This window comes from Yersinia canariae, from assembly GCF_009831415.1.
Taxonomy (GTDB): Bacteria; Pseudomonadota; Gammaproteobacteria; order Enterobacterales; family Enterobacteriaceae; genus Yersinia; species Yersinia canariae.
The window spans coordinates 2,343,927-2,367,652 of sequence record NZ_CP043727.1 but is presented as its reverse complement, the minus strand read 5'-3'; the positions used below and the strand labels follow the sequence as shown (position 1 = coordinate 2,367,652).

The window sequence follows — 23,726 nt, the reverse complement described above, 5'->3', positions numbered from 1 at the left end:
GCAGTCTATTTAAATCACCAGCCCAGCTATTTTACTGGGCCTGGTGATTAATGCTCAGGATAGACTTTCTCTTTAAACTCGCACAAATCTTCAATGATGCATGAGCCACAGCGCGGTTTACGGGCCACACAGGTGTAACGGCCATGCAAAATAAGCCAGTGGTGGCAGTCCAGTTTAAATTCAGCCGGAACCACTTTGAGTAATTTGGTTTCAACCTGATCCACATTACTGCCGGGGGCAAAACCGGTGCGGTTACATACGCGGAAGATATGGGTATCAACCGCAATCGTCGGCCAGCCAAAGGCGGTATTCAGTACCACATTGGCTGTTTTGCGGCCCACGCCCGGCAGAGCTTCAAGTGCAGCGCGATCCTCTGGCACTTCGCCTTGATGTTTTTCCAGCAAAATGCGGCAGGTTTTTATCACATTCTCAGCTTTAGTGTTAAACAGACCAATTGTTTTGATGTAGGGTTTTAGCCCCTCAACCCCCAGCGCCAATATGGCCTGCGGGGTATTAGCCACAGGATAGAGCTTGGCTGTGGCCTTATTCACACTGACATCTGTCGCCTGTGCTGACAAGAGCACCGAAATGAGCAGCTCAAAGGGCGTGCTGTAGACCAACTCGGTGGTGGGATGTGGGTCGTTATCTCGCAGGCGGGTCAAAATAGCGACGCGTTTTTCTTTATTCATTAGGTTTTATCTACCACGATATTTTGAGCTTGTGGCGCTGCCGCGAATGCCCGAGCTTTGCGCGCTTTCATTTTTTCATCAATGACATATTTACCGGCTAACAGCAGGCCCAAGCCGATAAAAGCGCCGGGTGGCAGCATGGCTAATAGGAATGGGCTGTCCAGATGCAAGACTTCAATACGGAGCACTTTTGCCCAGTTACCGAGCAGCATATCTGCGCCGTCGAAGAGAGTACCGTTGCCCAGAATTTCGCGCAGGGAACCCAAAACAAATAGTGCGCAAGTTGCTCCCAGCCCCATCGCTAAGCCATCTAACGCAGATAGGCCCACAGGGTTTTTAGCGGCGTAAGCTTCCGCCCGGCCAATCACAATACAGTTGGTCACAATCAGTGGGATAAATATTCCTAAAGATTGATATAAACCAAAGGCATAGGCATTAATCAGCATTTGTACGGTACTGACCACCGACGCAATAATCATGACGTAAATAGGAATGCGGATTTCATTCGGCACCCAGCGACGTAGCGCCGATACGGCTGTGTTGGTGCAGACTAAAACTAATGTGGTAGCTAAACCTAAGCCGAGCGCGTTGGTTGCCGTTGACGAGACGGCCAGCAGAGGGCAGAGGCCCAGCAGTTGTACCAAAGCTGAGTTATTTTTCCATAGCCCTTGGGCTAATAGCGCTTTTGCTTCACTCATTGACTCTCTCCACAGACGGGCAAACTATCAAGCTTTGCCGGCAGAGTTTCTAAATACAGTGCCGTATTTTTCACGGCCCGAACCACGGCTCTTGGGGTGATGGTCGCCCCGGTGAACTGATCAAAATCTCCGCCGTCCTTTTTCACTGCCCAGCGCTTATCTTGTTCATTATCCACATGTTGGCCGCTGAAATGACTGATCCAATCAGAAATGCGGATATCAATTTTATCACCCAAACCGGGGGTTTCGTGATGTTCAATCACCCGGCTGCCCAGCACGTTGCCGTGAAAATCGGCCCCAACCAGCAGTTGGATAGCCCCGGAATACCCGTCTGGTGCGGTAGTTTCAATCGCGGCGGCGACCGGTTGCCCCTCTTTACGGGCCAGATAAAGGCGGTGAGGGGACATGTTACCCAGCGCAGAATCCGTGACAACGTAACATTCAGCTTGCATGTCATTATCATAATGCTCTGCCGGAACGACCTGATCCAGCAAGGCTTTTTGCTGCAAAGCCGCCTGATGGGCGATAGTCGTCTCGGTCAGTGAGTTAACTATGGCTGTCAATCCGGTGGCACCGGCGGCAAATAATGCCAGAGTGATGCCGTGACGCTTCATCGTATTTAGCATAACGGCTCCTTATTTGCGCCCACGGTTATGACCATAAACGCGTGGCTGAGTATAGTGGTCAATCAGCGGAACAGTAATATTGGCCAGTAGCACGGCAAATGCGACGCCATCAGGATAACCGCCGTAAACACGAATGAGCCATACGAGAATACCGATCAATGCGCCGAAAATCAGCCGACCTCTGGGGGTTGTTGATGCGCTGACAGGATCGGTGGCAATAAAAAACGCCCCTAACATGGTGGCACCGGAAAACAAATGCAGCATAGGCGGCGCAAAACTTTGTGGCGCTATCATCCAACTGAGGGTGGCGCAACCCGCCAAAGCCAACAGAAAACTCACGGGAATATGCCAGTGAATAGCTTTGCGCCACAGCAGTAATAAGCCACCCGCCAGGAAACCGAGGTTAATCCATTGCCAACCCACGCCCGCCAAACTCCCGCCAAAGATAGGTTGTTGCAGAATTTGCTCTGCCGGTTGGGAGCGAAGCGCCGTTTTGAAGCTATCGAGCGGCGTGGCCTGACTGACACCATCAAAGCCAACTTGAAGTTGGTGAATATCTGCGCCGCTATGGGTAAACCCCGTGAAAATGGTCAGCAAACTGTCATAAAACCCGACAGGTGTCCCCTGTAATGGCAGCGGGGGGAGCCAACTGGTCATTTGTACCGGGAATGAAATTAGCAAAACGACATAGCCGACCATGGCGGGGTTAAACGGATTTTGCCCCAATCCGCCGTAGAGTTGTTTGGCAATAACAATCGCGAATAAGGTTCCTAATACAATCATCCACCACGGGGCCAGAGGGGGCAGACTTATTCCCAACAGTAACCCAGTGAGCAGGGCAGAATTGTCCTGTAACCGTATCAATACCGGTTGTTTTCGTAATTGCAACACCGCGCCTTCAGCCAGCACTGCGGTCACCATGGCCAGCGCAACCTGTATCAGACTGCCGTACCCAAAGAAGATAGTCTGGGCGATAATCCCCGGAATGCAGGCCAAAATAACCAGCAGCATAATACTGCGGGTGCTGCGCTGATTATGTGTAAAGGGGGAACTGGCTATCTGCAACCCTTTGTTCTGGGTCGATGTAACGGGCCTGAATTTCATGAAATTGCAACCATATGTCGAATTCTTAACAAGGTTCTCAAACGCAGGCATTGCGCGGGTAAGTCAATACTTACGGGCGTCAATACACTCAGCCGTCAGGGAGTAATATGAGTGGCGCATTCTACCCTATTCAGACAAAGTGTAATACGCCTTAATCATAGGGTTATTAATCATCATATGGCGCGGCATTAAGTAATAGAGGTTAATAAACAGCACTAATCAAAAAAATTAACTTGCAATTCATATCTGAATAGTTACAGGGAAATAGTAAGAAATACGGTTTTCTCTATGGGAATAATTAGACTTTAGCCCGTGAACAAGAGGCTTAACAACATGATTACAATAGAGATAGGTAATGAGGATTTATTTGTAATTAATTGTAATTTAACGATTTCTTAACGGTCGAAATGAGAACTAAGAAAAGCATTGGCATAATGATAGATTAATGTAGTATGCAGTGTGATTATATATTTAAAGAACAATGAAATGATAAACGAAGACATATTGTTTATAGATGAATTAATTGAATGGATTGAAATCAATTTAGAAAAACGGCCGACATTGGATGATGTGGCAAAGATTTCTGGATATTCAAAATGGCATCTGCAACGGAAATTTAAAAGTATTGTAGGGTTACAATTAGCCTCCTACATACGTGGACGAGTGTTGACGCGTTCGGCGGTGGCTTTGCGTATATCACGCCGGCCAATCATTGCAATTTCAGATGAGTTGGGGTTCGATTCGCAACAAACGTTTACTCGTACCTTTAAGAAGCGCTTTGGTGTTACCCCCAACAGTTTTCGCCAAATGGAGCAGTGGGATGTGAAGGGGATGCTTCCCCGATTCAATTTCTATGAGAATTATACGCCAGAAATCAAACGTATATCTTTGCCAGAGAAAGAGTTAGTGGGCTTTACGCGGCGGCTGGATTTCGATGAGCACAATCATTGCAGTGGTCAGCATTCATCTTGTATGGCAATGAAAAATGAAATTTTGCTCGATTTCTTTAAAGAAGTTAACTTTTCTTGCCAGCGGGTATATTCCCTGTTTTCGGCCAATAAGTGTCAGCAAGGGCAGAACAGTGTGTACTATTCGACCGCCATTGATAAAGATAAACGGCATGAAATTCAAGGGCATCGCGAAATAGATCATCTTTCTATCCCAGCTGGCGAATTTTTGTCTATATCTCATCAGGGCAACGCCAAAGAATGTATAAAGTTTTCTATATACTTATTCAACGAAGTATTGCCTAAGCTGCGAGATGAGTTTGGCGGCGGTGTAGAAATGGAAGTTATTGAAATAGATAATTGCCATGCAGAATCTAAAATGCGCGATATTACAGCTGCTTATACATACCTGATGTCAGTGAATTGACACCTTATTCCAAGGCGTCAGTTCAGTCTGAATTGTATTTTAATCTGGATTTACGGCTGCCTGAGCAGCTTTTTTAGCCTTAACGCGAGCAATAGCCGCAGCCACGGCGGCTTTGCGCGGATCTTCCTCCGCCACTTCATTTTCAACTTTCACCGCAGATTCAAGCTGTGCCTGAGCAGCTTTTTTGGCCTTAACGCGAGCAATAGCCGCAGCCACGGCGGCTTTGCGCGGATCCTCCTCCGCCACTTCATTTTCAACTTTCACCGCAGATTCAAGCTGTACCTGAGCAGCTTTTTTGGCCTTAACGCGGGCAATAGCCGCAGCCACGGCGACTTGACGTGGGTCTACCGCTTGCGTTGTTTCTTCGGTCACCGTTGTCGGTTTTTTCTCTGCCTGACGGGCTCTGACTTGCGCTTTGCGGGCTTCGCGAGCCGCAATAGCGGCGCTGTTATCCGGCGCTTCTCCAAGGGTTACACTGATAGCTGAATCTGGATTGTCTGATTCGCGAGCCAGGCGGCTGACAGCGGCTTCAACCCTTTGTTGGTCAACATCACTGAGCTTGACCGCGGCTTGTTTATGGCGCAGTTCCCGCGCCAGTTTTTCCCGCTGGAGACGCGCTTGTTTAGCTTCAAAACGCGCTTTGGCCTCTGCAGCCCGCGCATTTTCTTGATCAAGGGCGCGAATTTCGGCCTTTTCCTGGCGATAATACTGCACCAGCGGAATATTACTCGGGCAAACATAGGCGCAGGCACCGCACTCAATACAGTCGAATAAGTTATGATTGCGGGCTTTCTCATGCTCTTCACCCCGACTAAACCAATAGAGTTGCTGGGGTAATAGGCCCGCCGGACAAGCATCCACACATAAACCACAGCGAATGCAAGATTGCTCGGGTTCGGATAACCCCATTTCAGCTTCGGCGGGTGCCAAAATACAGTTACTGATTTTAACAATCGGGACATCCAGGCTGGGCAGGGTAAAGCCCATCAGTGGGCCGCCCATAATAACCATGGGGTGATTTTGCGGCACAAAACCGGCCAGTTTTAACAAGTGTATGACGGGAGTGCCGATTCTGGCCCAGAAATTCCCCGGTTTAGTCAATGCATCGCCGGTTAATGTCACGACTCGTTCAATTAAAGGCTCATCGTCAATAATCGCCCGTTTGATTGCCACCACAGTACCGACGTTCTGCATTAATACGCCAATAGATGAAGAATGCTGGCCGAAAGGCACTTCTTTGCCGGTGAGGATCTTGGTCAGTTGCTTGGCACCGCCTGACGGGTATTTCGTGGGGATCACGCGCAGCTGTATGAGGTTCTGACCGCGCAGCGCCTGTTGCACAGCGGCGATAGCTTCAGGTTTATTATCTTCAATGCCAATCAGCACCTGCTGAGGTTGCAGCAGATAGATTAAAATCTGAATACCCAAGACCAACTCTGTAGCATGGTCTTGCATCAAACGGTCATCGGCAGTGATATAAGGCTCGCACTCAGCCGCGTTGATAATGAGTGTGGTAACGTTATTTAAACCGCCTTGTAACTTACTGGCTGTTGGAAAACCAGCACCGCCCAAACCGGCGATACCCGCCTGATGGATTCTGTCCAGCAGGGCAGTTTTATCTCGCTCAGAGTAATCGGCCCATGGCTGTTGCTCGCGCCAGCGATCCTCGCCATCAGGGGTGATATGCACGCACAGCTCCGCTAAACCGGAGGGATGGGCGGTGGTGTGCGGGGCAATGGCGGTAATGACACCGGAAGTCGGCGCATGCACCGGAACTGTGCGGCCACGGCCCACGGTCAGTGGTTGCCCTTTTAACACTCGCTCACCGGTTCTGACGCGCAGTTCACCTTCCGGCCCGAGATGCTGTTGCAATGGAATAATCATGTGTTCAGGTAAAGTCGCGATGCGCATCGGCACCGTGCTTGACTGCAACTTCATTTCCGGCGGATGGATCCCCCCGTCGAAATCCCAGATGTTATCGTGCTGACGGGCAGTAAACAGCTTAAACATGTTGCTCCACATCTATCATTTTCACCGGAATCATCTGCGAAGCAGCTAACTGTTTAGGAAGGTTCTTGACTGGGATAGTGCTCAAATCCCACTTCCAGTTGGCGGTGGTGGTAGCAACCGGGATCATTTCTATACAATCGGTCGGGCACGGCGAGACGCAAAGGTCACAACCGGTACAAAGATCTGGCAGCACGGTGTGCATTGCGCGAGTCGCGCCAACAATGGCATCAACCGGACAGGCCTGAATGCATTTAGTGCAACCAATGCAATTGGCCTCATCAATAAAAGCGACTTTGCGCTGAGGATGGGCGGCAGTTTCGTCACCATCCAGCGGTTGCGGCTCGACGGCCAGCAACTCGGCCAACTTCAGCATCACTTGTTCGCCACCAGGGGCGCATTTATTGATTTTTTCGCCACCGCCAGATACCGCTTCAGCATAAGGCCGACAGCCGGGATAGCCACATTGCCCACACTGACTCTGCGGTAAGATGGCGTCGATTTGCTCGACAACCGGGTCTTGATCCACCTGGAAACGGCGGGCAGCAAAACCCAATACCGCACCGGAAATCAGTGCTAATGTGCTTAATGCGCCGATGGCAATCCATAACGACATCATTAGAACTTCACCAACCCGGTAAAGCCCATAAAGGCTAATGACATCAGCCCTGCGGTTATCAGTGCTATGGAAGAGCCGCGAAAAGGCGCAGGGACGTCAGCGACCGCCAGCCGCTCACGGATAGCGGCAAATAGCACCATAACCAGAGAGAAACCGGCTGCGGCACTAAAGCCATAGACCGCCGATTGCATAAAATTGTGAGATTGATTGACATTAAGCAAGGCCACACCCAACACCGCACAGTTTGTGGTGATCAAGGGCAAAAATATCCCCAGCAGGCGATAAAGCGCGGGGCTGGTTTTGCGCACCACCAACTCAGTAAATTGCACGACGACCGCAATCACTAAAATAAAGGCCAGCGTCCGTAAATAGACCAGGCCCAGAGGCAGCAAAATAAAGCTGTTAACCATCCAGGCGCAAACTGAGGCCAATGTCAGTACAAAAGTGGTCGCCAGCCCCATACCAATGGCGGTCTCCAATTTTTTGGAGACACCCATGAAAGGGCAGAGGCCAAGAAATTTGACCAGAACGAAGTTGTTTACCAAAACAGTGCCGACAAACAGGAGCAGGTATTCAGTCATTGCGGAGCCTAAAAAAATAAAAGCCGCCTATTATCCAAAATTGGCGGCCTAAGGACAACAGATGAAATACAAGGTTATTACGATTTTATCCGCCATTTTGCAAATTGCAGGCATTGCAGGAGAAAATGCGCAATGCCCTTAACGTTCGACAAAGGTGTGCTTCACTCGCTGAGAACGTTTGATATAGGGCACAAAAACAGCCGCGGCCAACAGCGGCCAACCCAATGTGCGCAAGGCGATATCATCAGTAATTGGCGAGAAAGCAAACGCCTTTAATGCTAATAATACGGTGAGTAATAACCACAGAATAAACCATTTAGGGAAACGCTGTGAGCGGCTGCAAAACAGCCAAATGACCCATAAAGTATAAAGCCACATCACCACCGTGGTGACCACCGAGAAATACCATTGCAGAGTAAATGCCTGTGAGTTGGTGGACAGATATTCTCTGGATTCTGGCGTGAAAATCGCCATGGCATAGAGCGCCAGCATCAAGCTGGCACTGAGCAATGTCACAATCAGATAGGCCAGCGGAGCCAATAGCCAGCCGCCAATTCGTTGATATTCCTGCTGTTGAGACATAATAAACCTTATTTATCTTGTTAACTTATCACTGCTGGTATCACTCTAGCTTAACCCGTGAATATGCCCTTCGTCATCTATATCAATATGATAATACGCTGGCTGTGTGCCAAGGCCCGGCATGGTCATAATATCCCCTGCATAAATGCGGACAAACCCGGCACCGGCTGATACCGCGCAGGAAGTGACCGGTAACACAAAGTCTACAGGAACATTCTTCAGGCGGGCATCAGCACTGATGGAAAGCGGCGTTTTAGCCATACACAGCGGTAAATGACCAAAACCTGCTGCGGTTATCTCATCAAGCTGCCGGCGCGCCAGTGGCGTAAAGGTGATGTCCCGGGCGCCGTAACGCTGTGCCAAAACCTGTATTTTTTGCACCAATGTGGCGTTATCAGGGTAGGGCAATGTTGGCGCGGTGGCTTGGGTGCAGGCGGCAATAACGTGCTGTGCTAAAGTGGCCGTGCCCGCACCGCCTTTCGCAAAGGCATCACTGATTTCGCAGGCAACCGCCCCGGCGGATAGCGCATAGTCATTCAAAAATGCCAGTTCCTCGGCACTGTCGTCAGGAAAACGATTGACAGCAACCACCACCGGCAAACCATAACTTTTGGCATGTTGAATATGCCATTTTAGATTGGCGCACCCTTGCCGCAATAAGGGGATATGAGTATTAAGAATTTCGGCGGGCAGCGGCTGTCCCGGTTTGATATCAAAAACACCACTATTGGCTTTCAAGCTTCGTATTGTGGCAACTAAGACCACACAGGATGGGGCGATACCGGACTGACGATACTTAATATTAAAGAACTTTTCCATGCCCATGTCAGAGCCAAAACCTGCCTCTGTGACCACATATTCCGCTAATTGTAATCCCAGCCGGTCAGCCAGCACTGAGGAGTTCCCATGTGCAATATTGGCAAATGGCCCTGCATGAATAAGCACCGGTGTTTGTTCAGTGGTTTGCATCAGTGTCGGGTGAATCGTCTCTTTCATCAGGGCGGCCATGGCACCGGCAACGCCCAAATCATCAGCCGTAATGGCCTGCCCGTCAGTGGCGTGGGCCAAAATTATCCGACCAATACGCTGGCGCATATCGCGCAAATTTTCTGACAACGCCAAAATGGCCATGAGCTCTGAGGCGGCGGTAATTTCGACATGATCAGCCCGCTCCACGCCATGAGTTCCCCCGCCAATGCCGACTCTAATCTGCCGCAGCGCCCGATCATTATGATCAACCACTCGGGGCCAGAGGATTTGTTGAGCATCAATATTCAGTCGCGGCATGCCGGTTTGTGGGCTAAAGGCCGGCCCCAAGCGCTGTTCGTGATACAACCGTGCATCCAGCGCCGCTGCCGCCAGATTATGAGCCGCACTGATAGCATGGATATCGCCTGTCAGGTGCAGGTTCAATTTCTCCATGGGCAACACTTGTGCCGCGCCGCCGCCTGCGGCTCCTCCTTTAACACCAAAAACAGGGCCAAGACTGGGCTGGCGAATACACGCCACAGCGCGAAAACCTAAGTGGTTGATTCCCTGACTTAAACCAATCGTTGTGACGGTTTTACCTTCTCCCATCGGTGTCGGCGTAATGCTGGAAACCAGAATCAGTTTGCCCTGCGGACTGCCGGGGCGCAATGCACTGATATCGACTTTCGCCATATGATGCCCGTATGGGATTAAATCATCAGCGCTTAGGCCTAATTGCTGAGCAACTCGCTGAATTGGCAGCAAATTTGCTTCAAGATTCACATCAGATAAGGGGGGGCGAGCATCGGCAGTAGGAGGTGGTGTCGGTGTCATGGTGAGGAAATTCCTGTTATCAGTGATAAAACGGCGGCGGCCAATCACAATGGCTATATGCCCGTCATGCTTCAAGTTGCATGGGCGCTGGCTATGTTCAATCACCCAAATGACTGACCACATAAGCTCATCGGGCACATTCACTTGCCGTCTTTCTGCTACTCGAATTATTTAGGCTATAAATCACCGTGAAATTATCACACAAAGCGATAAAAAATTGGCGATACAAATCAATAAATGTGAGGTGCCCGTCGCGGGTAACACTGCGGATTTTACAGTATAGCCAGTAATACCCGAGTTTTGATTTATATTTTCGACTTTATGATTACACCGCGAATTCTGTTTTTTTAATAAAATTAAAGAAATTTTGAGATTGAATTTATTATAAAACCTTACTTTATAAGACCGGTATATAAAAGGGACGATACAATTTCATGGTTATATTCTATGGCTATAGAAAGTTATTTGACTCTGACGATGAAAACATAGGCAATGCAATTTATGGAAAATCACATTCATTCTTCTTTAGTCTGTGCAGCACAGTTGCTGCGTTTAGCCGGGATTAATGCCGAACCTGTGGAAATATTTGGCCGCAAAGCTGCAATTGATATCACGATAAGGGTAACATTCACATCATTACAACGCTATTTATCACAACTGTCGCGCGCGACATCCGTTCGTTTCACCGTAAAAAAGCAACCCTTAAATAAAATTAAAACAGGGCAATTGCCACTGGCATTTCGTGATACACAAGGCCGGTTTATTTTATTGGCCCGGCTGAATGATCAGCAGGCTTTGATTCAACACGCTGACAGTGATAAGCCAAAAATAATAAGTTATCAAGAGCTTAGTTTGATGTGGGGCGGAGTTGTCCTCTATTGCAGCCATTCGCGTTTTAACATCCGCTGGTTTATCCCGGTTTTATTACGTCACCGTAAATCACTGGTTCAGGTCTTGGTATTATCAATGCTATTGCAGTTCCTGGCATTGATATCTCCACTTTTCTTTCAGGTGATTATGGATAAAGTCCTAGTCCATAATGCGCTGACGACTCTCGATGTGTTAATTATTGTATTATTAGTGGTGGGAATATATGAAGTTGTACTAAAGCTCTTGCGGGAATATATTTTTAGCCATACGACAACGCGGGTGGATATTTTACTGGGCGGCAAGCTATTTCAACACTTAATTAAGTTGCCACTAAGTTATTTTAAGCAGCGACATGTGGGGAATATTGTCGCCAGGGTGCGAGAATTAGATAGTATCCGTGAATTTATTACCGGTTCGGCCCTGACATTATGTGTGGATGTTGTTTTTACCTTGGTATTATTTATCGTGATGTGGTGTATTTCGCCGCTGCTGACATTCATTGTTTTGGGTACGCTACCGCTTTATTTGTTATTAGCCGCCCTGACCACTCGACCATTGCAAAAAAAAGTCGAAGTGCTGTGCAGTTGCGCGGCACAAAATGGCGCATTTTTAACCGAAACTGTCGCAGGAGTCGAAACCGTAAAAAGTCTGGCATTAGAGCCACAAATGCAACAGCGCTGGGAGACCCAAACTCGTGATTATGCCCAAGCCAATTTTCAAGTGCAAAACGTGCAAAGTTTCAGTAGCCAATGCGCTCAGTTGCTGCAAAAACTGGCTGGGGCGCTGGTTATAGTCATCGGAGCCTATCAAGTGATGTCAGTGCAACTCAGTATCGGCCAATTGATTGCCTTTAATATGTTGGCGGTACAGGCATTAATGCCCATGAGTAAACTGGTTGATTTGTGGCAACAAAGTATACGGGCGCAGATTGGGCTGATGCTGATATCCGATATTTTGAGCTTGCCTGTCGAGCAAGCCACGGGTGCCGCACCGTCTGACAAGCAAGTTAAGGGTGATATCACACTGAAAAATGTGACTTTTCGTTATCGTCCTGACCTTGATCCGGTCTTGCGCGATTTTTCATTATCACTGTGTGCCGGAGAGCATATCGGGCTGGTGGGGCCATCTGGCTCAGGTAAAAGCACGGTAGCTCGGCTATTACAGCGCCTTTATATTGCTGAACAAGGCAAAATTAATATTGATGGTTGCCCGATAAACCATTTTTCGCCTGAATATTTACGCCGTCAGGTGGGGGTGGTGATGCAGGAAAATTACCTGTTTAACCGAACTGTTCGTGAAAATATCGCACATTCTCGGCCAACAGCTTCGCTAAATGATGTGGTCACAGCGGCAGGTTTGGCCGGCGCACACAGCTTTATCCTCGCCTTACCATTGGGATATGACACGGTATTGTCAGAGGGCGGAGCCTCACTTTCTGGTGGGCAACGCCAGCGCATTGCTATTGCCCGGACACTGCTGGCTAACCCACGAATTTTGATTTTTGATGAGGCGACCAGTGCTCTGGATGATGAATCACAGGCCGAAGTGCAGAACAACATGGCTCGTATCATTGCTAATCGCACTGTTATCACTATCGCTCATCGTCTCTCCACGGTACGACACTGCCACCGAATTGGCGTCATAACCCAAGGCTGTGTGACCGAACTGGCCAACCACGACGCCTTATTGGCGTTAAACGGTGTTTATGCACAACTTTGGCGGCAGCAGGCTAATTTTAGCCATGGAGAATCAAAATGAAGTTGATGCAATATCTGGTTAAATTTCCGTTACTTAATGCCGTAAAGCGCCGCTGGCAACACTCTGTTTCCTCGGGCCGCACCCGTGATGAGTATGATTTCCTTCCCGCCTATCTGGATATTGTGGAGCGGCCAGTGGCACCGATGGCGCGGCGCACGGCCTGGTTCTTGGCGCTGACATTACTACTGGTATTGGCTTGGTCAATTGTTGGCAGGCTTGATATCCATGCATCAGCTCATGGCAAAGTGATCGTTTCGGAACATTCAAAAGTTATCCAACCTCTGGATCCGGGGGTGGTGGCGAGTATTAATGTGCGTGATGGTGACAGGGTAACGGCAGGCCAGGTTTTGATTGAATTAAATCCGATTGGCATTGATGCAGAGCTAGGCAATGTCAACCAGCAGTTAATTCACCGCGAGCTTGAAGTTGCGCGAATGATGGCATTGCTCACAGACAACCCGCTGGCCCATTTTACTCCGCCTCGACGTAGCCCTAACGGGTTAGTTATGACTGCTAATTCACTGTTGGCGAAAGAGAATGACGAGGTCAATGCGGAGTTAGCGCGTCAGGATAGCGAACAGGCCGTCAATCAGGCTCAGATTCAGGCCGGGATCACCAATATTATCCACCAAGAAGCCTTGATGAAAAACATTCATCAGCGGCTACAAGCATTGCAAACACTGGCTAAATCCAAGTCTATCGCTGCCGTCGAACTCTTAGTGCAAGAGCGGGAATGGCTAAATGCGGGAGCTGACGCCGGTCGATTGGCAAGTGAACAGGCCATTTTACAGGCTAAAGCGCGTCAGTTGATGCAAACTCGACTGCACTATTTGGCCGAGAAGCAGCGAAGTTATCAGGAGCAATTGAATAAAGCGCACGAAATTATCAATCAATTGCGGCAAGAACAGATCAAATTGAGAGACAAACAGCGCCAGCAAAGTTTGCGCGCACCAGTGGCCGGTGTTATTCAGCAATTAGCCGTACATACCCTTGGTGGCGTTGTCACCAGTGCTCAGCCACTGATGGTCTTGGTGCCAGAAAATCATCAGCTAGAGCTTGATGTCATGATCCTCAACAAAGATGTTGGTTTTGTTCTGCCCGGGCAGGCGGTGGAGGTCAAAGTCGACAGTTTCCCCTATACCCGATTTGGCACACTGTCTGGTGAAGTTAAGCATATCTCCCGTGATGCGATGGAAGATCAACAGCAAGGCTTAGTCTTTCCTGCGCGAATTCGGCTCAATAGTGACACGCTAACCATAGAGGGGAAACCGGTACGGCTGTCGGCGGGGATGGCTGTCAGTGTCGAGATTAAAACCGGCCGTCGACGGGTTATTGATTATTTGCTCAGTCCATTACAGCAATATCAATCAGAAGCTATGAGGGAGCGCTGAAATGACGAACTCAACATTAACTCAGTCTATTCAGCCACTTGAAGCACTGGCGCGCGCCGCGGCGTGTTTTGATCTGGCGGTCGAGGCACCGTCACTCGCCCATAAACTCGGGTTATCGCCTAATAAGATAGATAACATTGCGCTATGCCGTTGTGCTAGCTGGATTGGCTTGCGCGCCAGAACTGTCCAACAGCCCTTTGCGCGACTGGGCAATCTTATGTTCCCCATTGTGTTTAGTGATGGCGTCCAGTGGTATGTATTGCTGGCCCTCAACGAGCAAAACGCAATGGTGTATTTCGCCGCAGATGGCCGGCAACAGCAAATAAGCCAGCAAGAATTGGCCAACTTGTGGCGCGGTGAGGCTATCTTGTTGGCCAAAGCTGATCCGCAAGAGCAGAAGAAAATCGCTTTTGGTTTTAGTTGGTTTATGCCGGTTATCAGCAAATATCGCCATCAATTACGTAATATCATCTTGGTTTCATTGCTGTTACAGGGCATTTTGCTGGTGACACCGATGCTGTTTGAGACGGTGATAGACAAAGTCTTGGTCAGCCGTGGTGTGGGGAGCCTGGCGGTGCTCGGCACGGCCATGATTGCGCTGGCAATTGCTGAACCCTGTTATACCTTTTTGCGCAGTTGGTTATTCGCACATTTATCCAGCCGGGTCGGTGCGGAGCTGAATACGCGACTTTATCGCCATTTACTGGGGTTACCTCTGGGATACTTTGGCTCGCAACAAACTGGGCAGACGATTGCCAAAATGCGGGAAATGGAGCAAATCCGCAGTTTTATGACCGGTTCTGCTTTAACAATGCTGCTGGATTTGGTGTTTGTCAGTACCTTTATTGCCGTGATGTTTTGTTATAGCCAACAATTGACGTGGATAGTGCTGTTCTCGCTGTTGTGCTATCTGCTGTTTTGGTGGGCTGTGGGGCGAGTATTACGTCAGCGGGTTGAACGCCAATATGAAACCAGCGCAGATAACACCTCATTTTTGACAGAAGCCATTAGTGGGTTAGAAACCATCAAAACTTCGGCCACCGAAAGCCACTTTATCCAGCGCTGGCGGCAATCATTGGCGAGTTATGTGCGAGCCTCATTTGCTTGCGCCCGGGCTGCAAATATAGCCGAGCAGGGCATCACACTCATCAATAAAGTCACCTCTGCGATTGTCTTGTGGTTTGGCGTGACGCAGGTATTAGCGGGGGAGCTTAGCCCTGGGCAATTTATCGCCTTTACTCTGTTCTCTGGCTATGTCACTCAACCTATCTTGCGAATGGCGCAGATCTGGCAAGATTTCCAGCACACGCAAGTCGCCTTAACACGTATTGGCACCATTATGGATTATCCAACGGAACCGGGCAGTGCGGGGTTGGTTTCGCACAATAGTCGGGCGGGGAGTTTGGCCTTTAAGCAAGTCCGTTTCCGCTATCGGCCCGATACCGCTGAGGTGATACAGAATCTCAGTTTGGATATTGCCAGTGGGGAATTTATCGGCATTACCGGGCCATCGGGCTGTGGTAAATCAACATTGACTAAGTTGCTCCAACGGTTGTACACACCGCAGCATGGGCAGATTCTGGTGGATGGGCAGGATTTGGCTATAACTGATGCGACTTCATTGCGCTGCCAGATGAGTGTGGTGTTACAGGAAAGCGTACTGTTTTCCGGCACGATACGGGACAATATATGTCAGTGCCGGCCCAATGCTGAGGATACTCAAGTTGAATATATTGCCCGGCTGGCCGGGGCACACGACTTTATTAGCGCATTGCCACAAGGCTATCAAACGCAAGTCGGTGAGCGAGGGGGCATGTTATCAGGCGGTCAGCGCCAGCGCGTTGCTTTAGCTCGAGCATTAATGGCAGACCCTAAAATACTGATTCTTGATGAAGCAACCAGTGCATTAGATTATGAATCTGAGGCGGCTATTATGCGCCAGTTACCGGAAATTACCCGCAATCGGACGGTGATTTGCATTGCTCACCGTTTAAATACATTGCGCCAATGCCATCGCATTTTGGTGTTAAAAGATGGGCAAGTGTTGGAGCAAGGCAGTCATCAAGAATTGCTAACTCAGTCAGGCGCTTATGCACGTTTGTGGCAATTACAGACAGAATAAAGAAAGGGGCGGTTAAGCCCCTTGGTTTACTGATGAATGAATGTAATGTGCTGATAAACCAGACTTAACGGTTCAGATGGTAATACACTTCATTCCAGCGAATTTCGTTTTTAAATGCCGGTAATGTGGTGTCGTTATCGATAAGCAGGAATTCAATGCCGTGCATTTCGGCGTACAGACGCAATTCATCTACCCCGATGGCTTGTGAGAATACGGTATGGTGTGCGCCACCGGCAATAATCCAAGCTTCGGCCGCTGTTGCCAGAGATGGCTGTGCTTGCCAAATAGCCCGTGCGACGGGCAGTTTTGGTAACGGATGCGGTTGCTCAACAGTGTCGACCACATTGACCAACAGGCGGAAGCGGTTCCCCATATCGATAAGGCTGGCATTCAGTGCCGGGCCAGCGGGTGTCGAGAAGATCAAGCGGGCAGGGTCAGCTTTACCGCCAATACCTAAATGCTGAACATCCAACAGCGGTTTGTCTTCTTTGGCGATAGACGGGCACACTTCGAGCATATGGGAGCCGACCACCAGATCATTACCCGGCTGGAAATTATAGGTGTAATCCTCCATAAAGGAGGTGCCGCCTTTCAGACCGGTGCCCATGACTTTCAGAATGCGCAATAATGCCGCGGTTTTCCAATCGCCTTCGCCACCAAAACCATAGCCTTGTTGCATCAGGCGTTGAACTGCCAATCCGGGTAACTGTTTCAATCCATAGAGATTTTCGAAGTTAGTGGTGAAAGCTTTAAATCCACCCTGTTCCAGGAAGCGCTTCATTCCCAATTCAATCCGTGCGGCATCTAGCAGGTTTTCGCGCTTATTACCATTGAGCTTCACCGCGTCAGTCAGTCGGTAAGTGGCTTCATACTCCTCAACCAAAGTGTCAATGTCACCTTTGCTGACTGCATCCACCACCGTGACCAAATCACCAATGCCATAGGCATTCACGGAGTAACCAAACTGGATTTGCGCCGCGACTTTATCCCCTTCAGTCACTGCCACTTCGCGCATATTATCGCCAAAACGAGCCACTTTTAGTTGTTGGCTTTCTTGCTTGGCTGCGGCAACGCGCATCCATTGCCCAATACGTTGATGTGCTTCTTTATCTTGCCAGTGGCCAGTGATAACACTGTGTTGTTGACGCATTCGCGCGCCAATAAAACCAAATTCACGGCCACCATGGGCGGTTTGGTTCAAGTTCATAAAGTCCATATCCATGGTTTCCCATGGGATCTGAGCATTGAACTGAGTATGGAATTGCAATAAAGGTTTATTCAGAATGCTCAGCCCGCCAATCCACATTTTGGCCGGAGAGAAAGTATGCAACCAAGTCATGACACCGATACAGGCGGTATCATAGTTAGCCTCGCGACATAAAGCAGTGATTTCATCTGGTGTCGTCACTAAAGGTTTCAACACCAGTTTTACCGGTAAACCCGCTTCGCTATTCAGGCTATTGACGACATGATGGGCATTATCCGTCACTTGTTGCAGGGTTTTAGGGCCATACAGGTTCTGACTGCCGATCACAAACCACACTTCTGACTGTTTGAATACGTCCATCGGATACTCCATTTAATCAATTTTTATAAAGCATACAGTGATAAATCAGCCGGAGCATCAAGGTCATAACGTCGCTTCGGTTACCGGTGCGTAGTGTGGCTCAGCGGATAAACACCACTGTTGATAGCGTTGATAAAGCTGTTGATAGCGAGCCACTTGTGCAGCATTGGGTGTCAGGGTTCGTTCAATTTTGCACGCCATGTGGCGCTGTGCAGTTGGCACGTCGTCAAAGATACCGGCGGCAACCGCTGCAAAAATAGCAGCACCCAATGCACAGCATTGATCCGATGCCACAATCTGGAGCGGCCTGTTCATGACATCAGCACAAACTTGCATAATAACCGGCGATTTACGTGCAATCCCGCCTAATGCCAGCACGTTCTCAACCGGAATATCTTGCTGCTCGAAACATTCCATAATAGCGCGAGCGCCAAAGGCGGTGGCAGCAATAAACCCGCCAAACAGCGTCGGGGCATCCGTCCCCAAGTTCAGGTCAGCAATCACGCCTTTTAGCCGCTGATTGGCATTCGGGGTGCGCCGGCCATTGAACCAATCCAACACCACGGGCAGGTGGTCAAGTGAAGGATTTTTAGCCCATTCGGTTGTCAGCGAAGCCAGTAGGGTAGACTCAATCTTTTTTAACTGCGGCTGTAATTCGGGGTGTGCCAGTGCGGCCTGATGTAATGGCCAGCTCAAGAGACGACTAAACCAGGCATACATATCGCCAAACGCCGATTGCCCGGCTTCCATACCAATCCAGCCAGGGACCACGCTGCCTTCTACTTGGCCACAAATCCCTGCAATCGCTCTCTCGCCGACTAACTTTTCGTCCGCAATCAAAATATCACAGGTGGAAGTGCCGATAACTTTAACCAATGTATAAGGTTGAGCTCCTGCGCCGACTGCACCCATATGGCAATCGAATGCGCCACCAGAAATAACCACCGTAGCGGGCAGCCCTAACCGCTCAGCCCATTCCGCGGTAATTGACCCCACCGGCCGCTCAGCCGTATAGGTATCAGTGAACATCGGATAGTCAAGATTGTTGACCAAACTGCTATCAAGGGCTGCCAAAAACTCACGTGGTGGCAAGCCCCCCCACGAAGGGTGCCATAAGCTTTTATGCCCCGCACTGCACCGGCCTCGCTGAATATCCTTAGGCGCGGTGGTGCCTGAGAGTAGTGCCGGGATCCAGTCGCACAGTTCAATCCATGATACAGCCGCATCACGAACCGCTTTATCCGCGCGCGTAACATGCAGAATTTTCGCCCAAAACCATTCGGAAGAGTAAACCCCTCCGATATAACGCGAATAATCATCAAATTGACCACTGCGGCATAAGCGGTTGATTTCTTCTGCTTCTTCAATGGCGGTATGGTCTTTCCAAAGCACAAACATGGCATTGGGGTTTTCAGCAAAATCAGGGCGTAGCGCCAAAATCTGGCCTTGCTCATCGATTGGTGCAGGAGTCGAGCCGGTGGTATCCACACCAATACCAATGATGTGTTGACGTTGTTCTAAAGACAGGCGGCTGACGACTTGGCGAATTGCCTGCTCCATGGCTTCGATATAGTCGAGGGGATGATGGCGGAACTGATTTTCTGCGGCGTGGCTGTAAAGACCTTTCTGCCAGCGAGGGTAGTAGACAACTTCAGTATCTATCTCGGTGCCATGTTGACAATCCACCGCCAATACCCGGACTGAATCGCTGCCAAAATCCAAGCCGAGCGCGATAGCCTCTGGTGTCAATAAAGGGCGGTCTGCCGATATAACGTCGCCTGTCATGGTGGTTGCTCCTCACTAATTGCTGAAAACAAGAATTCATTGGCAATTGCCTATTAATTGCTAACAAAGATAGGAGTGAGTGACAGCAAGCGGTGAGGAGGCAATAGCTGGAAGTATGTACTTTCCTGCTTCCTATAGCATTTTTGTGATGTCAGTCAAAAGTTAGAAATAGGTTAATTTTGCTGAATACATGGATAAATAAACTGTAATCCCTGGATGTGATAGCGCTCTACATTCCGATACAAAATTAACGTTAAAACTGTCTCCGTCTTACCGTGTAGGGTGAGGTTAAGTCGCTTTTAATATAGGCTGTAACCTTGCATAAGTTAAAAAATACCATTGATAACGTTTCCACTAAAAATCGACTGATTGCTGTGGCTGACGATTAAATAAACAAAAATTATCTCTTCCTACAAAAAAAGTCCGGAGAACACTATGCATAAATTAACTAAGGCGCTGGCAGTGGTAGGGTTAGCGGCAGTTATGTCACATTCAGCTATTGCCGAAAGCATGAAATTAGGCTTTTTGGTCAAGCAGCCTGAAGAGCCCTGGTTCCAGACCGAATGGAAGTTTGCTGATAAAGCTGGCAAAGATTTAGGCTTTGAAGTGATAAAAATTGCAGTGCCCGATGGCGAAAAAACCCTGAATGCCATCGACAGCTTGGCCGCCAGTGGGGCGAAAGGTTTTGTCATCTGTACACCGGATCCAAAGCTGGGGCCTGCCATCGAAGCAAAAGCGCGCAGCTATAACCTGAAAGTCATCGCGGTCGACGATCAATTCGTCAATGCTAAAGGCAAACCGATGGACAGCGTGCCATTAGTGATGATGGCGGCCACCAAAATTGGTGAGCGCCAAGGGCAGGAGCTGTGGAAAGAAATGAATAAACGTGGCTGGCAACCGGGGGAAACCGCCGTTATGGCGATCACTTCTGATGAGCTGGACACCGCCCGTCGCCGCACCTCGGGGTCAATGGACGCGCTGAAAGCTGCCGGCTTCCCTGAAAAACAAATCTACAAAGTACCAACCAAATCCAATGATATTCCCGGCGCATTCGATGCAGCTAACTCCATGTTAGTACAGCATCCTGAAGTGAAAAACTGGCTGATTGTCGGAATGAATGACAACACCGTATTGGGTGGTGTGCGTGCAACTGAAGGCCAAGGCTTTAAGGCACCAAATGTAATAGGCATTGGTATTAATGGTGTTGATGCGGTCAGCGAACTGTCTAAGGGTCAGGCGACTGGCTTCTATGGCTCTTTGTTACCAAGCCCGGATATTCATGGCTACAAAAGTATTCAGATGCTGCATGACTGGGTGACCAAAGATGTTGAGCCAGCGAAGTTTACTGAAGTGACTGATGTGGTGCTTATCACCCGCGATAACTTCAAAACCGAGCTGGAGAAAAAAGGCTTGATGTAATCCGTTAAACGCTATGGCGCACTGAGGGCAAGTTACGGCTTGCCCCAATGACCACGCAGTCAGTGGTGTTGTGCAACCCAAAATCTATAAAGGAAGCCATCATGTCAGCACTCCATTCTGCGTTACAAGCCGAGCTGGAAGCCGAACAGTCACCTTATCTGGCTTTTTGTGGCATCGGAAAAAGTTTCCCCGGTGTTCAAGCGCTGGATGACATCAGTTTTACCTGTCAGGCCGGGCAAATTCATGCCCTGATGGGGGAGAATGGCGCAGGGAAATCGACCTTGCTAAAAATTCTCAGTGGCAATTACACCCCAACTCAGGGTGAAATTCGCATTAAAGGCAAAGCGGTTAATTTTACCAATACCACTGAGGCGCTGGACGCCGGCGTGGCCATTATTTATCAGGAACTGCATTTGGTTCCCGAAATGACCGTGGCAGAAAATATCTATCTGGGCCAATTGCCGACCAAAATGGGCATGGTTGACCGCAAATTGCTGCGCTATGAGTCCAGTTTGCAGCTCTCACATCTCGGACTGGATATTGACCCCGACACCCCACTGAAATATCTCTCCATCGGCCAATGGCAGATGGTGGAAATTGCCAAAGCGCTGGCCCGTAATGCCAAAATCATTGCTTTTGATGAGCCGACCAGTTCGCTCTCCGCCAGAGAAATTGAACAACTGTTCCGCGTCATTCGCGAATTACGCGCCGAAGGGCGGGTCATTTTATATGTTTCTCATCGTATGGAAGAAATATTTGCGCTGAGTGATGCCATTACCGTGTTCAAAGATGGCCGCTATGTCCGGACTTTTGAGGACATGGCTCAGGTGAATAATGACTCACTGGTGCAAGCCATGGTCGGGCGCAATCTGGGGGATATTTATGGTTATCAGCCCCGTGATATCGGGCCTGAGCGCATGACATTGCAAAACGTCAAAGCCATTGGTGTGAAATCTGCCATTAGCTTAACCGTGCATCAAGGCGAGATTGTCGGCTTGTTTGGGCTGGTTGGTGCCGGGCGCAGTGAATTGCTTAAAGGGCTATTTGGTGGCACCAAACTGACCAGCGGCCAAGTGTTGTTGGATGGCAAACCACTGACTATTCGCTCGCCAATTGATGCGATTACCGCCGGGATCATGTTATGCCCGGAAGATCGCAAAGCAGATGGCATCATTCCGGTGCATTCGGTACAGGACAATATCAATATCAGCGCCCGACGCAAAACACTGACGGCAGGTTGCCTGATTAATAATCGTTGGGAGCGGGAAAATGCGGCGATCCGCATTCAATCACTGAATATCAAAACACCTGGCCCCCAGCAGTTGATTATGAATCTCTCCGGGGGGAATCAGCAGAAAGCCATTTTAGGCCGCTGGTTATCCGAGGATATGAAAGTGATTCTGCTGGATGAACCGACGCGCGGTATTGACGTCGGGGCCAAGCATGAAATCTATAACGTCATTTATACGCTGGCGAAACAGGGCATTGCGGTGCTGTTTGCGTCAAGTGATTTACCGGAAGTTCTTGGTCTGGCAGACAGAATTGTGGTGATGCGTGAAGGGGCTATCTCCGGTGAGCTAGAACACGGTGATGCCACTGAAGAGCAAGCGCTCAGTTTGGCAATGCTACGTACCCCAAATATTGCGACGGACACCGCACCTGCGGTGGCCTGATTGTGAAGGAGATTGTAATGAATGCACCTATATCCAGCGTAACATTGAATTCAGATAAGAAGAGCCCGTCGCAGCCACCTCAAGACACTGCCGCGCGAGGGGGATTCGGCCTTTCGCGTATTTGGGATAGCTACGGCATGCTGGTGGTCTTCGCGGTGGTATTTATCGGCTGCGTCATTTTTGTGCCTAACTTTGGCTCCTTTATCAACATGAAAGGGCTAGGGCTGGCCATCTCGATGTCGGGGATGGTGGCGTGCGGCATGCTATTTTGCCTGGCATCGGGTGATTTTGACTTATCCGTCGCCTCCGTCATTGCTTGTGCTGGGGTTACCACCGCGGTAGTGATCAATATGACCGAAAGCTTGTGGCTGGGGGTCGGTGCGGGGTTATTACTGGGCGCACTGTGCGGCTTGATAAACGGCTTTGTGATTGCCCGACTGAAAATAAACGCCTTGATAACCACATTAGCCACCATGCAGATTGTGCGCGGACTGGCTTATATCATCTCTGATGGTAAAGCGGTGGGGATTGAAGATGAGCGTTTCTTTGCACTCGGCTATACCAACTGGCTGGGTTTACCTGCCCCGATTTGGATAACCATTGGCTGTCTGGCGCTGTTTGGTTTCCTGCTGAACAAGACAACTTTTGGGCGTAACACCTTGGCGATTGGCGGCAATGAAGATGCGGCCCGCTTAGCCGGCGTTCCGGTGGTTCGCACCAAAATTATTATCTTTGTGCTGTCTGGTTTAGTGTCTGCCGCTGCGGGGATCATTTTGGCTTCGCGGATGACCAGCGGCCAACCGATGACCTCGATTGGTTACGAGTTGATCGTCATTTCAGCTTGCGTACTCGGCGGGGTATCACTCAAAGGTGGGATTGGTAAAATTTCCTACGTTATCGCCGGTATTTTGATTCTGGGGACAGTGGAAAATGCCATGAACTTGCTGAACATTTCGCCGTTCTCCCAATACGTGGTGCGCGGCTTAATCCTACTGGCGGCGGTTATCTTCGACCGTTACAAACAGTTGGCTAAACGGACGGTATAAGCGCTTGAGTGA

18 protein-coding genes are annotated in these 23,726 nt (G+C 49.4%); 7 read left to right on the top strand and 11 right to left on the bottom strand.

The annotated features are described in order from the left end of the window. Nucleotides 1–47: 47 nt before the first annotated feature. Genes nth through rsxD form a run of 4 tightly spaced genes read right to left on the bottom strand, consistent with a single transcriptional unit; the run spans nucleotide 48 to nucleotide 3,117 of the window. Nucleotides 48–689, bottom strand: a complete 642-nt coding sequence (nth, locus tag F0T03_RS10910) for an endonuclease III (RefSeq protein ID WP_159678329.1) — start codon at nucleotides 687–689, stop codon at nucleotides 48–50. After that, the gene (locus tag F0T03_RS10905) at nucleotides 689–1,387 is read right to left on the bottom strand and encodes an electron transport complex subunit E (RefSeq protein WP_159678327.1); all 699 of its coding nucleotides are present in this window, start codon (nucleotides 1,385–1,387) and stop codon (nucleotides 689–691) included. Before F0T03_RS10905 ends, nth begins: the two co-directional genes overlap by 1 nt. Then, complete coding sequence (gene rsxG, locus F0T03_RS10900) at nucleotides 1,384–2,013, bottom strand: electron transport complex subunit RsxG (RefSeq protein ID WP_159678324.1); 630 nt, start codon at nucleotides 2,011–2,013, stop codon at nucleotides 1,384–1,386. Before rsxG ends, F0T03_RS10905 begins: the two co-directional genes overlap by 4 nt. 9 nt (nucleotides 2,014–2,022) lie before the next feature. Beyond that, nucleotides 2,023–3,117, bottom strand: coding sequence for an electron transport complex subunit RsxD (rsxD, locus tag F0T03_RS10895; protein ID WP_162526937.1), 1,095 nt, complete (start codon nucleotides 3,115–3,117; stop codon nucleotides 2,023–2,025). 486 nt (nucleotides 3,118–3,603) lie between these two features. On the opposite strand from rsxD, the gene F0T03_RS10890 reads away from it, so the two are divergent. Continuing rightward, the gene (locus F0T03_RS10890; RefSeq protein WP_145553379.1) at nucleotides 3,604–4,491 is read left to right on the top strand and encodes a helix-turn-helix domain-containing protein; all 888 of its coding nucleotides are present in this window, start codon (nucleotides 3,604–3,606) and stop codon (nucleotides 4,489–4,491) included. Between the two features lie 39 nt (nucleotides 4,492–4,530). Here F0T03_RS10890 and rsxC read toward each other — a convergent pair whose 3' ends face one another. From rsxC to F0T03_RS10865, 5 genes are all read right to left on the bottom strand, one after another. Then, nucleotides 4,531–6,501, bottom strand: coding sequence for an electron transport complex subunit RsxC (gene rsxC, locus F0T03_RS10885; protein WP_159678322.1), 1,971 nt, complete (start codon nucleotides 6,499–6,501; stop codon nucleotides 4,531–4,533). Further along, a complete protein-coding gene (rsxB, locus tag F0T03_RS10880) occupies nucleotides 6,494–7,117 on the bottom strand; it encodes an electron transport complex subunit RsxB (RefSeq protein WP_159678319.1) in 624 nt (207 codons plus the stop codon). The genes rsxC and rsxB overlap by 8 nt, the downstream gene beginning before the upstream one ends. After that, nucleotides 7,117–7,698 carry an electron transport complex subunit RsxA gene (gene rsxA, locus F0T03_RS10875; protein WP_013649928.1) on the bottom strand — a complete coding sequence of 194 codons (582 nt, stop codon included), beginning with the start codon at nucleotides 7,696–7,698 and terminating at the stop codon, nucleotides 7,117–7,119. The genes rsxB and rsxA overlap by 1 nt, the downstream gene beginning before the upstream one ends. A gap of 138 nt (nucleotides 7,699–7,836) precedes the next feature. Next, nucleotides 7,837–8,280: a DUF2569 domain-containing protein gene (locus F0T03_RS10870; RefSeq protein ID WP_145553385.1), complete on the bottom strand. Its 444-nt coding sequence runs from the start codon at nucleotides 8,278–8,280 to the stop codon at nucleotides 7,837–7,839. A 45-nt stretch (nucleotides 8,281–8,325) separates the two neighbouring features. Continuing rightward, on the bottom strand, nucleotides 8,326–10,083 hold the full coding sequence (locus F0T03_RS10865; RefSeq protein WP_162527029.1) for a formate--tetrahydrofolate ligase: 1,758 nt from the start codon (nucleotides 10,081–10,083) through the stop codon (nucleotides 8,326–8,328). Between the two features lie 501 nt (nucleotides 10,084–10,584). Here F0T03_RS10865 and F0T03_RS10860 point away from each other — a divergent pair. Genes F0T03_RS10860 through F0T03_RS10850 form a run of 3 tightly spaced genes read left to right on the top strand, consistent with a single transcriptional unit; the run spans nucleotide 10,585 to nucleotide 16,224 of the window. Beyond that, entirely contained in the window at nucleotides 10,585–12,711 is a 2,127-nt protein-coding gene (locus tag F0T03_RS10860; protein ID WP_159678317.1) for a peptidase domain-containing ABC transporter, read from the top strand. After that, on the top strand, nucleotides 12,708–14,102 hold the full coding sequence (locus tag F0T03_RS10855; RefSeq protein WP_159678314.1) for an HlyD family type I secretion periplasmic adaptor subunit: 1,395 nt from the start codon (nucleotides 12,708–12,710) through the stop codon (nucleotides 14,100–14,102). The genes F0T03_RS10860 and F0T03_RS10855 overlap by 4 nt, the downstream gene beginning before the upstream one ends. Nucleotide 14,103: 1 nt before the next feature. Next, entirely contained in the window at nucleotides 14,104–16,224 is a 2,121-nt protein-coding gene (locus tag F0T03_RS10850) for a type I secretion system permease/ATPase (RefSeq protein ID WP_159678311.1), read from the top strand. Between the two features lie 64 nt (nucleotides 16,225–16,288). On the opposite strand, the gene araA is transcribed toward F0T03_RS10850, so the two are convergent. Next, nucleotides 16,289–17,791 (bottom strand): L-arabinose isomerase, encoded by a 1,503-nt coding sequence (gene araA, locus F0T03_RS10845; protein ID WP_145553394.1) that lies wholly within the window; start codon nucleotides 17,789–17,791, stop codon nucleotides 16,289–16,291. 63 nt (nucleotides 17,792–17,854) lie between these two features. Beyond that, entirely contained in the window at nucleotides 17,855–19,576 is a 1,722-nt protein-coding gene (locus F0T03_RS10840; RefSeq protein ID WP_145553396.1) for a ribulokinase, read from the bottom strand. Nucleotides 19,577–20,011: 435 nt separating this feature from the next. Here F0T03_RS10840 and F0T03_RS10835 point away from each other — a divergent pair, with 435 nt between their 5' ends. The 3 genes from F0T03_RS10835 (at nucleotide 20,012) to araH (ending at nucleotide 23,714) form a co-directional block, all read left to right on the top strand. Beyond that, nucleotides 20,012–20,995: an arabinose ABC transporter substrate-binding protein gene (locus F0T03_RS10835; RefSeq protein WP_145553398.1), complete on the top strand. Its 984-nt coding sequence runs from the start codon at nucleotides 20,012–20,014 to the stop codon at nucleotides 20,993–20,995. Between the two features lie 101 nt (nucleotides 20,996–21,096). Beyond that, nucleotides 21,097–22,668: an L-arabinose ABC transporter ATP-binding protein AraG gene (araG, locus tag F0T03_RS10830; RefSeq protein WP_159678309.1), complete on the top strand. Its 1,572-nt coding sequence runs from the start codon at nucleotides 21,097–21,099 to the stop codon at nucleotides 22,666–22,668. 29 nt (nucleotides 22,669–22,697) lie between these two features. Next, nucleotides 22,698–23,714 carry an L-arabinose ABC transporter permease AraH gene (gene araH / locus F0T03_RS10825; RefSeq protein WP_159680821.1) on the top strand — a complete coding sequence of 339 codons (1,017 nt, stop codon included), beginning with the start codon at nucleotides 22,698–22,700 and terminating at the stop codon, nucleotides 23,712–23,714. Nucleotides 23,715–23,726 lie beyond the last annotated feature (12 nt).